This is a genomic window from Microcoleus sp. w2-18bC1, assembly GCF_036700365.1.
In the GTDB taxonomy this organism is placed as follows: Bacteria; Cyanobacteriota; Cyanobacteriia; order Cyanobacteriales; family Microcoleaceae; genus Microcoleus.
Map to the genome: position 1 here is coordinate 18523 of NZ_JAUBOS010000074.1, position 11874 is coordinate 30396.

Annotated in this window: 5 protein-coding genes; 1 reads left to right on the plus strand and 4 read right to left on the minus strand. The window is 47.2% G+C overall.

Annotation, left to right across the window (positions count from 1 at the left end):
• Nucleotides 1-20: 20 nt before the first annotated feature.
• Complete coding sequence (locus tag QT979_RS25080; RefSeq protein WP_333312006.1) at nucleotides 21-5201, minus strand: PAS domain S-box protein; 5181 nt, start codon at nucleotides 5199-5201, stop codon at nucleotides 21-23.
• A 115-nt stretch (nucleotides 5202-5316) separates the two neighbouring features.
• Nucleotides 5317-6813 (minus strand): mannitol dehydrogenase family protein, encoded by a 1497-nt coding sequence (locus QT979_RS25085; RefSeq protein WP_333312007.1) that lies wholly within the window; start codon nucleotides 6811-6813, stop codon nucleotides 5317-5319.
• A gap of 312 nt (nucleotides 6814-7125) precedes the next feature.
• Between QT979_RS25085 and QT979_RS25090 the strand changes: the two genes are divergently transcribed.
• Nucleotides 7126-8415 carry an NAD(P)/FAD-dependent oxidoreductase gene (locus tag QT979_RS25090; RefSeq protein WP_333312008.1) on the plus strand — a complete coding sequence of 430 codons (1290 nt, stop codon included), beginning with the start codon at nucleotides 7126-7128 and terminating at the stop codon, nucleotides 8413-8415.
• A 68-nt stretch (nucleotides 8416-8483) separates the two neighbouring features.
• Here the strand turns inward: QT979_RS25090 and QT979_RS25095 are convergent, their stop codons facing one another.
• Complete coding sequence (locus QT979_RS25095) at nucleotides 8484-9203, minus strand: HAD family phosphatase (RefSeq protein WP_333312009.1); 720 nt, start codon at nucleotides 9201-9203, stop codon at nucleotides 8484-8486.
• Between the two features lie 4 nt (nucleotides 9204-9207).
• Complete coding sequence (locus QT979_RS25100; protein WP_333312010.1) at nucleotides 9208-10713, minus strand: mannitol dehydrogenase family protein; 1506 nt, start codon at nucleotides 10711-10713, stop codon at nucleotides 9208-9210.
• Nucleotides 10714-11874: the final 1161 nt, after the last annotated feature.

The following is an 11874-nucleotide window of genomic DNA, read 5'->3' on the forward strand; positions in this document are numbered from 1 at the left end:
ATAGCTAATCCTCAAATCATTTAGTGTCTTAGCAAACGGGCGATCGCTTGTACCAATTCATCAGGTTCGACAGGCTTGGAGATATGGATCTGAAATCCGGCAGCTAAGGCTTGCTGCTGATTGATCTCCCCAGCATAGGCAGTAAGTGCGATCGCAGGAATCGTGCCTCCCTGTTGGGGGGACCACTTTCTAATTTGCCGAATCAGGGCATAACCATCCATCTCTGGCATCCCAATGTCACATAAAAGTAGATCGGGGAGAGATTGATTCAGGAGGGTCAACGCCTGTGCCCCCGAAGCTGCTGTGGCAACTTGTGCGCCAGATTGCATCAAGGTGAATGCTGCTAACTCCCGCATATCTGCATCGTCGTCCACAACCAAGACCTGAATACCTGCTAAGTCTGCCGCACTTTCTGGATGCCTGTCATCAGAAGAGGGCTCCGGTTCTACGATGTTTAACGGTAGCCGGATGGTAAATGTAGCCCCTAAGTTCTGTCCTAAGCTGTCTGCTTGAACGGTTCCTCCATGCAGTTCGGTAAAATGACGGACGATCGCTAGTCCCAATCCCAATCCGCCGAATTGTCGGGTTATGGTGCCATCTTCTTGACGGAAGTAGTCAAACACATGGGGTAAGAACTCTCGTTGGATGCCTTTTCCAGTATCTTTGACTCGAATCTGAGCGTACATACCAACCTGCTCTAGTTGCACGTCGATACGTCCTCCGGTTGGGGTGAACTTCACAGCATTGGAGAGGAGGTTCCAGACTACTTGTTGGAGGCGATTACTATCGCCTGAAACCGTTCCTGAAATAGGATTAAATGTAGTTTGGATTTGAATGTGTTTGGCTTCGGCTGCTAGTCGTACCGTTTCCCGTGCAGCCTCAATCATTGCCGCTAGATTCACAGGAGCGACGTTTAACGTCATTTTTCCTTGCAGAATGCGCGAGACATCCAACAAGTCCTCAATTAATTGGGCTTGCAGCTTGGCGTTGCGTTCGATCGTTTCCAGCGCTTGCTGGGTTTTTGTGGTATCTAGTCGCCCTGTTCGTAGCAATTTTGTCCAGCCCAGAATCGGATTGAGGGGCGATCGCAACTCGTGGGACAATACGGCTAAAAATTCATCTTTAATCCGGTTAGCGGCTTCTGCTTTTGCGCGATCGCGTTGAGCTAACCGATATAACTGAGCATTGTCGATCGCCAAGGAAGCACGACGCGCCAATTCCTCTGCCAGTTGCAAATCTGCTGAGGTATACCGTCGTCCAGATTCGGCTGAGATAAAGGAAATGGCCCCTAGAATTCGTGCCTGAGTTCGTAGTGGCACCGTCATTACCGATTTGAATCCAACCTGCCGCAGAATCTCTAAATGCTCTGGGTCACGGGCTGCCTGTACCAATAGTTCATCGGGAATCTCTGGCACCAAATCAGATTCCCCAGTTCGCAAGGTCAATGCAGCACCGCGAGGGTCATCTGGGTTCAGAGGATACTTGTCTCTCATCTGATATGCCCATTCCAGCTTGGCAGGGTTAATGTGAGCAACCGCAATCTGCTCGATCGCACCATCCTCTTCTATGATGTGAACCGTACACCAGTCCGCTAATTCCGGCACTGTAAGCTGCGCGACTTGCTCCAAAGTAGTTTGATAATCAAGTGAGGATGCAAGCACCGCACTTGCTTCAGAGAGAAAACGTTGGGCAAGCTCTAACTGCATCCGTTCCGTCACATCTACCACATAGACTAGAACGCCTTCTACCTGGCTATTAAAGTTAACAGTCGGAAGATAGTAAACGTTGTAATAGCCGGGACGGCGATCACTGCGTCCGGGAACATTCACCGCCAAGTTGGGTGAAGTGAAGGGATTTCCTGTTGTGTAGATCTGATCAAAGACTTCAACTAATTGAGGATCGGATTGACCAAAAAGTTCTGGAATTGAATAGCCTAAGTGTTGCTCGCGGGTTAATCCATTAATTTCTGCTAATGCTTCATTAATAGCAATAAATCGCTGCTGGGCATCTAACAGGGCAAGTCCCACCGGAGACGTGTCAAAAATAGTTGCCAGTTGGCGCTGTGCGGCTTCTGCCTGAGAACGGGAAATACGTTCGCGCTCTAACAGTTGTTCTCGTTCTTGTTCGGCATACTTGCGCTCCGTCACATCCAGCACCAGCGATAACACCGAAATCATCCGTCCCGATTCGTCCCTGAGACTGGAGTTATACCACTCGCAATGCACAATGTTGCGATCGTTGGTGTAATTGCGGTTGTATGAAAAAATATGGGGTTCATCACCATAGACCAGCCGTTGGCAGACTTCAGTCACCGATTCTAGGTCTTCCTCAAAGACAAAAGGTATCTCGGTTAAAGACTTGCCCAGAATTTCTTCGGCTTTCCAGCCCAAAATGCGCTCTGCACCAGCAGACCACCGAATGATTTGAAAGTCTCGATTCCATTCAACGACTGCCATTGGAGAGTTTTCAACATGGAAGTTGAGCTTTTGTAGGGCTTGACGCAACGCCTCTTCCGCTTGCTTGCGTTCTGTGATATCAATGACAACTCCGATCGAGTGCTTGGGATTTCCCTGAGAATCATAAGTAAACTCTTTTCTGGCTTCGACCCAGTGAATCGAGCCATCTGACCAACACAGGCGATATTCATGGTGATACTCTTTCTTCTCAGCTATGGCTCGCTGAACTTTCGCCTCAACTTCTGCTAAGTCATTCGGATGGACCCGATTTGCCCAAACTTCATAGGTGGGTTCGCACTCATTCGGTTGTAGACCCAGGATGGTGAAGTGTCCTTCTGACCAAAGCAAAGCATCAGTCTGCATGTCCCAGTCCCACGTTCCCATGCGTCCGATTCTTACTGCCAGTTGCAGGTGAGCTTCACTTTCGCGCAATTCCTCTTCTGCCCGCTCCCGCTCCACGGCTAGCCAGGTTTTTTCAGCAATTCGCTCCATCAGCACCCTATCTTCCTCCATCCAGTGGCGAACAGAGACATGGTGCAACACCAACAATGCAACAAACCGCCCTTCTTTCACCAATGGAACACATAGGAGAGATTTGGTTTGAATTGCGTCAAAGGTAGCAGCCCCCGATCCGGCAGTCCGAGGATCGCGATCGACATCATCTACGACAATAGTTTTGCCCTGCTTTAATTCAGCAATGAGTTCAGGGCCAAACGAATCTAGGTGATGTCTACCCACTATGCTGATTACACCATTGCAATAATCGCGATCAACAATCACATATTCCTGAGTAGAATCAATTTCACCGTAGGTACAGCGAGTGACTTGGAAATGTTGCCCTGCGGAGCTAACCACTCGCCACATAATTTCCTTCGAGTCTTGAATGGCACGAATCGCATCATTCAATTCAATCAGAAATTGCTGCTGTCTCTCCTTGTGCTGAAGTTCTGTCAGTAATGCCTCAATCTGTTGCCTTGCCCGCACCTGGGCTGTTACGTCCATGTTATAAATTAAGACGCCCTGAATGGTTCCCTCAGCATCTCGCCAAGCCGGAAAGATACAGTTAAAAAATGCCTCTTCCAACACCCCATCGCCATTGCGATCCAAGTAAGTAGGTGACTCCTCCCGAATAAATGTTTCTCCCGTTCGATAAACCTGTTCAAGCACGTCAAAGTAAATTTGCCCCTCTACTTCTGGGAAAACCTGCCGCATCGGTTGACCAATAATGTTTGGAGTGCGTCCAGTCCCTTGCAAATAGGTTGGATTGGCAAATTCATACACAAGATCGGGACTTTTCAAAATGCCAATCATGACAGGGAGCTGCATCAGGATTTCATACAACCGCTTGCGTTCGCTTTCTGCTTCGAGTCGGGCAGTTTGTTCTCGTTTTAAAAGACGATCGCGTTCTGCTTCGATCTGTTTGCGTTCTGTAATATCAACCGAAACGCCAATCATGCGAACTCCTTGCCCCGTCTCATCCCGATAGACTTGTCCCTGACTGTTGAGCCAGCGCACAACGCCGTCTGGACAAATTACCCGATACTCCGGTGCGTAGGGCTGTTCTCCAGCCATTGCCCCTACCGTCGCTTGGAGCACCTGTTGTCGATCGTCTGGATGAATGAGCGCAACAAACTCTTCTCCCGTCCCTTCATGAAAACCCCAAACGTCTAGAGCATTAGCAGAACACACGACCTGATTGGTCGGCAAATCCATATCCCAGACCACCATCTGAGCCGCCGTTAATGCCAATCGCAAGCGTTCTTCGCTCTCTCGTAATGCCTGTTCAACCTGTTTGTAATCCGTCACATCTTGGAAGATAACAACGGCTGCAACAATCTCTCCCTGACTATTTAGAATTGGTGCTGAGTTGATGTTAATGAAGACGCGGCTACCATCATCTTGATGAATTTCCATCTCTTCGTTGGTAACGACCTCACCGGTTTTTAGCGATCGCGCCAGGGGATACTCATGAGGGGCATAGAGCTGACCATCTGAGCCAAAGGCTTCAAAGGGAGCAATGGGTGCATATTCCTCAATCTCAAGCGACTGTTCATAGTCATACCCAACAACTTGCTTGGTTTGTTCGTTCGCTAGAACTAACTTACCGGATGCCGCATCGGCAATTATTACACCCGCAGGCATCTGTCGCAAAACGGCTTCAAATCGGGCGCGTTCGATTTCAAGCTCGTGCAATAACCGTTCTCGTTCTGCCTCTGCTTGCTTGCGTTCTGTAATATCGCGAAAATAAACTGCTACTCCTGCCGTCGAGGGATAGGCCTTCGCCTCTATCCAACGCTGGACAGATTCCCCAAATTCTTCCCAGGCAACAGGAACTTGTTCCGTCATTGCCCGATGGAGTTCTCGATAGGGAATTGCACCAACTAGCTCAGGAAAAACCTCATTCCAAACGTGCTTTCCTAGTAGATCTTCTGGTGTTTTGTGCAGGATTTGAGCCGCCGCCCCATTCACGTAGGTGTAGCGCCAGTCGCGATCGAAGGCGACAAAAGCATCCGTAATGCTTTCCAGAATTATTGCTACCTTGCCCTCAGTTTCTTGGGCAGGGAACAACTGTTCGCCTTCAAGAGTGCGGGCAAAGCGTTCAATGACTTCAGAGCGAGAAATTCCTCGCCTGTGAGCCTCTTTATCGAGCGATCGCCATGCTGTATTAGTGAGAGATACGCTCACTCGTTCTTTCGTCTCCGAGTTCCAATTGCTAAGAAACTTGCCTGTGGCGTCGCGCTTCATTAAGATTCATCCGTATACATACACGGTCTTCTCCATTGAACCTGAGTGACTCACTCAGGAGAATCCACCTTAAGATAGATGCTTTAGCCAGAGGCAATACGGATGCAGATGGTACTTACGACAATCGGCCTAGCGTTCCTTGAGAACCAAACTCATGCAAATTACGCAACTTGTCAGCAACAGCCTCGACGAAACGTGGGGACTTTACTAAATCTCCAAAAATTTCAGATAGGCTGAGAAATGGAGTGGGATCTGTTTTACCTGAGCGGGCTTGTTGAGTGAGGTTGTCTGCTAAAGGGTCATCAATGACGATAGGACGGTTTTGGTCATCGTAAGCATTGAGATAGCGACACCAAGCAGCGATCGTCAAACTTAGGTAATCGATCGCACCTCCAAGTTGTAATTTATCGCGGATCGATCCCAAAACAAACTTAGGAATTTTTGCCGATCCATTCAGGCAAAGGCGTGGAAGCTGATCGCGAATTTTAGGATTAGAAAACCGTTCAATTAAAGTTTTTTTATAATCGTCTAAATCAATCCCCGGAACGGGTTGAAGCGTAGGTGTCACCTCATCCATCAGGTTAGCAACGGCTTGCTGAAACAAAGGGTCAGCCATGACTTCATAAACGTAGTTATAACCTGCCAGAGAGCCGAGATAGCCAATCAGCATATGGCTGGCATTAAGCAGCCGAATTTTCATCATTTCATAGGGATGAACATCCTTAGTCATCTGTACGCCAACGGATTCCCAATCGGGTCTGCCTGCACAAAAGGTATCTTCGATTACCCATTGAATGAAAGGTTCCGCGACGCAGGGAAACGCATCATCAATACCAAACTGTTGGGCCACCATTTTGATATCTGCTGGGGTTGTCAGCGGAGTAATGCGATCGACCATGCAGTTAGGAAACGCAACGTGTTCAGCAATCCAACTTCCTAAATCCCGATCGCGCATTTGGGCAAATGTCGTTAGCATTTTCCGCACCATGTTGCCGTTGCCCTGGATATTGTCGCAAGACAAGACTGTAAAGGGTGCCAACCCCTGTTTACGCCGCTTTTCGAGTGCGGCTGTCAAAAAACCGTATGTCCCAATTGGTTGGTCAGGATGTTGCAAATCGTGCTGCATCGTCGGGTGGTTTACATCGAAATTGCCACTTCCTTCAATGTAGTAGTAGCCGCTTTCAGTGATCGTTAGAGTAACAATTCGGCATTTGGGATCGGCTAATGCTTCAATAACTGCTTGACGATTGTCTGGTGCAAATAGATATCGAGTAATTGAACCAATGATCCGAGCGCGATCGCTCTCAGGCGATCGCTCAACTAAGGTATACAAACAATCTTGGGGCAGAAGCGCATCCCGCATTCGCCTGTCATATTCATTGTCAAGCAATCCAACCCCACAGATTCCCCAGTCACTACCAGGATTCTGATGGAAATAATCATCGAGATAGAGCGCTTGGTGCGATCGATGAAATCCACCAACCCCAATATGCACAATTCCATTAGTAATTTGATGGCGATCATACTTGGGTACGCGCACGTTTCCAGGTAAACGAGACAGGGATGCTTGATTCAGCTTGATTGTTGAGTCTGTGCTGGTATTGCTGTTCATCTTAATGTATGACCTTGTGATGACGGCTGATTATCAGTATTGCAGGATGGTTTAAAAAGGTGGACTATATTTTGGCGGATCTGCATGGCAAGTCGATCGCAAAACCGATCGCCGATGAAGTTGTCGCCCAAGCTATTCTTGAGAATATCTAACTTTTTAGGGGTTGCCGATCGCAGATAAAAAGACCACCCAGACCCCCACTTCTTTGTTGAAACCCTGATTGCCCTGAATCAATTTGATTCAGAAGTCGGGGCTCTGCCGGGAAGCATAATAAAGTTCGGTACATCAACTCATCCTATTTGGTAAACCCCTATGGTTCAAAACGTTGTAATCATTGGATCGGGTCCGGCTGGACTGTTACTGGCACATTATTTATTGCGTCGGGGCAACTACCATATTGATATCTATGAACGTCGTCCCGATCCTCGGCTGACTGATGTTTTTGGAAACCGCACATTTCCGCTCTCGCTTCAGGAACGGGGCAGAAAAGCCATTCGAGCCATTGCTGGGTTAGAGGAGGCGATCGCTGCTCAAAGTGTGTTCTGTCACGGGACGATTATTTATCGGAAAAATGGCAAATCCCGACGGATTCCTCGTGAAAATCCGGTTCTCACAATCGATCGCAATCGCCTCGTGACGGTTTTGTTGAAACAATTAACCGAAACCTCTAGTCCAAATCAGGTTAAAGTACATTTCAACTGTGAATGTACGGCTGTGGATGCAACGGCTAAAACCGTGATGTTGAAACCTTCAGAAGGAGATAGCTTTACCGTTCACTACGATCTACTGGTGGGTGCCGATGGGGCGCGATCGCAAATTCGAGACTATTTAGTCGAGAATGCAGGCTTGTCGTGTTCCCAAAGCTATGTTCCAGATGCCTATAAATCGGTGTTTTTAAGTCGGCTCAATCCGACTGCTGGAGTGGAGTTAGAACCGAATAAAATCCATGCCTGGAATTTGAATAATAAAACCCGGATGTTGATGGTACCCCAGCCAGGAGATCAGTTGAATGGCGTGATTATTTTTGATGCACAGACTAATCCCCTAGAAGGATTATCCACGAAAGAAGAAGTCAAGGCATTTTTTGAGGAAAATTTCCCGCTGTTTGGTCAGTTGATGTCGTGGGAAGAAGCGGAAGCGTTGTTGAAGCGTCCAGTGGCAAAGGTGCTAACGGTACGCTGCGATCGCTTTCATGAGGGCGATAGTGTGTTGCTGATTGGCGATGCTGCTCATGCGGTGTCTCCCTCGATTGGGCAGGGGTGTAATTCTTCCTTAGAAGATGTGCTAATTTTGGGACAATTGTTGGAGGAGTATGGGGATGATTGGGGGAAGGTTTTGCCGCAGTTTTCACAGCAGCGAGTCCCGGATGCCCATGCCTTGCAAGAGTTATCAAATTATTCGTTTCCTCGCACTAAGTTGTTGGTGGTTGAGTTTTTCTTGCGGTTGACGATAGGAAGGCTATTTCATCGATGGTTTCCCCGTTTAGTTAAGCCGTCTGTGTTTGATTTGGTGTTAGATACGGACTTGTCTTATTCGCAGGTGTTGAGTCTGAGCCAAGGTTGGATTGATAAAGTGAAGCATTCGATGGCCCAGAATTCTTGATATTCAGCAACGCCATTTTTCACCATCCTAACTAACGGCATCCAGCGATCGCCTGATGCCCCGTGTCTTTACACTGGGGTTGGTGATAATAGACCGATAAGGTCGTGCATCCGATCGATAACTTGGTGGGCACCAGCCGACTCAAGAGCATCTGCACGGCTTTTTCGTTCATCCTCGCTGATATGAGTTCCCCCTACATAACCGATAATCTGCCCAATTCCAGCGGCAACGGCAGACCTTACCCCACTGATAGAATCTTCAATTGCCACGCAATCGGAAACTTCAGCTTCCAGACATTCCACTGCATATAGGTAGATGTCAGGAAGTGGCTTGGGACGCGGAACCGGGAGAGAGTCGTGAGCGCTAAATACCTGCTCGCTGGGGAAATAGTCGGTCAGGGCTGCAGAACTAAGGCAAGCACTCAGCCGCTGTAAGCTGCTGTTACTTACTAGCGCATATTCAACTCCGTCGTCGCGCAGGGAAGACAGCACTTGGGGCGTTCCTACAGTCGCTTTTGCCTCTATAGTAAGCCGTTCGATCGCTCTCTTTTCTTCTTCAGCCACAAGAAAGTCAATATCACGCTCATTAAGACTGGTTGATGAGTCTGGGTAGAGCTTTTTGAGTATTTCCCTGTAGGGTTTCCCGGCGAAGCTTTTAACAAAGTCCTCAAGCTCATAATGTTGAGCGCCAGGGAACTCACGAGCCACTTCATTTGTCAGCCTCCATGCGCTCTTAAGTGCTATGGTTTCACTGTCAACAACTGTTCCGTCATGATCGAAAAGCACCACCAAATCATGCTGAAACTGTTTCATTTAAAAGACCTCCCTCACAGTAATTCTTAAGCGTAGTCAATAGTCCGTGGGTTTGGATATCTCGCAAAGCTTGTTGGCATTCATTATCTACGACCTCTGTGTGTTCGCAATTGTCCAACCCCAAAATCCCACTAATTACGGCGCCTTCTTGAATCGCTGTAATTGCGCTTTGGGTATCCTTGGCATGATAGGGTTGACCAGACTCGCACGCCTCTTCTCGGACTGCAAGCAGCCACGCCGCAACAGGAAGTATAATCCGCTTCATGCTGACTTTTCGGCAATAGGCATCCTGAAGTATCGGAAATATATACTTGCCTACTTTCCTCGCTGTTTCTGAAGAGATTCTCTCAGTAGTATCGGGAAGATCTTCGTTACTGAGCCTTAGTAACACTTGTTCCATATATTGTTCACACATCTCGCGAGGCACTGGTGTTGCTGCTGCGATATCGTCCATGAGATGCCGAGTAAACAAGTGGAATTCCGGTAGGGCGATCGCCTCGTGCATATACTCTATACCTGCTCTTACAGCTAAACAGGCTATGAAGGAGTGTACTGCATTCAAAAATCTCGACTTCATATACAGAAAGGGAGTGATGTCGCTAGTCATAATCACCCCCGTATCTTCCCACTTGGGGCGATCGCCTGTGAATTTGTCTTCCACGACAAACTGCCAAAATGGTTCGGTTACAATGGGTGCGCGATCGCGAACCTGCAAGAGTCGGCTGGGGTAGTTATAGTCGGATTCCTGTTCTTGAGGCACAATCCTGTCTACCACTGAATTAGGGAACACCGCGTTATCCCTGATGTATTCTGCAAGTTGAGGATCGATCTCTTCAGCGTAAGCTAGCACTGCTTTTTGCAGGATATCCCCGTTTCTTGGGAGGTTGTCGCAAGAAAGTGTGGTGAACGGGGTCATTTTGCGATCGCGTCGTCTGCGTAGCGCCTCTACGATAAAACCAATTGCAGTAGTTGGAGTCGAAGGATTTTGCAGATCGTGCGCGATGTCTTCATTCGCTGTGTCGAGATTAAAATTCTTGTCTAGGTGGTAGCCTCCTTGAGTAATTGTCAGAGTCACCAGGTGCACAGAAGGAGATGCCATCTTTTCAAGCACATACTCGCACTTGTCTCTACCATTAACTATTTCCCTGATAGAACCGATAACTTCCGCTTCCTCACGATTTTGAGCGCAACTAGAATGTTTGGTCAAAGTGTAAAGGAATCTCTGCGGTTTCAACCTAGTAATGGTCTGTTGACTCTTGAGGCTAACCCCACAAATCCCCCATCTCTGCTCTTGGGCACCCTGCTGTGCAAGATAGTTATGTATTATGTAGGCGAGGTGGCCCCTAAAAAAACGACCAGGCCCGAAATGGATGATACCAGTCTTAAGCGCCCTCCTGTCGTAAAGAGACTGTTGCCTCCACAAACCAGTTACAGTACCGAAGCGAGAACTTGAAGAAACACTGGGCGGTCTGAGTAAGTTAACCATGAGACTTCTTATTAAATAAGTGTGATCGGGTAAAAGGAAAATTGGTCAGTCTGGGTATACCCAATGACCTACAAGCAACACAAATGTCTTAAACTGCGAAAATTTCGGGTATCCTTTGTGCCATCTACAAAGAAGCGTATTACCAGATGGTGGTTAGGGTGTGACAGATAGAGCCGAGAAAGAAAAAATCAGGTAAACCTAATTAAGAATCAAAGCTCAATTGGTCATTAACTTGAAGTAAGGCACAAGGGTACGCGACCTACTGCAACTTTGTTCAACTTTGGCAGGTGCGTAAGCCGAATCTATGCCCTATAAGGCGCAAATAGAGTGCTGTTAATTCTGGTTTTAGATTCCCCAATAACTCTGTAGATTGTGATGTTATTTCCCTTGGTCGCTGCTATCCTCCGTATTCAGGAGAATATACCAACCATTCTTGAGAGGTACTTATAACAACAGGGTAATTAGAGTCGGATAGGTAGAACAGAACAACAAGAAATTAGGTAAACTTAATTAATTAAGTATCAAATATAAAGTAGTCATTATCCTGAATTAAGGCACAAGAGTACGCCACATACTGCCACTTTGTTTAGCTTGGGCAAGTGCGTAAGTCGAATGTCTTTCCTACAGGGCGCAAATAGACTACTTTTAAATTCTGCCTTTAGATTACCTAATAACTCTGTACACTTTGTATGTTATTTACCTTGGTGGCTGCTATCATCTGTCTTCAGGAGAATATACAAATAATTCTTTAGAGAGACTTATAACCACAATCAAGTGTATACTTCGCTACAAGCAGTTAAGTTAGAGTTTGGCTTTTGTGTATAAAACGTCCAAAAAACAACGCTTTTCTGGAAAAGTCCTGTCTCTAGCGGATGGCTGATACAGCATTGCAATTCCGTTTCAGTCTGTCCATAAATTTTTAAAGTTTCCTCACTCATTCTCTAAAATTGGAATTACGACTCGACTAATTGAGGAACGGATAGCCGAAGTGCAGCGGGATGTGAGAGTCCATTACTCAGAGGTTGCCATCAACTTGTTGGGATTGTGGGAAAACTGAGGGAAGGTGGAACTGTACTTCAAACGCTAAGCTGTTGTGCATTTAAAACGCATAGTGGTATAATATAACATAATGATATTCAGACAAAGTGAATGCCTGCTAAA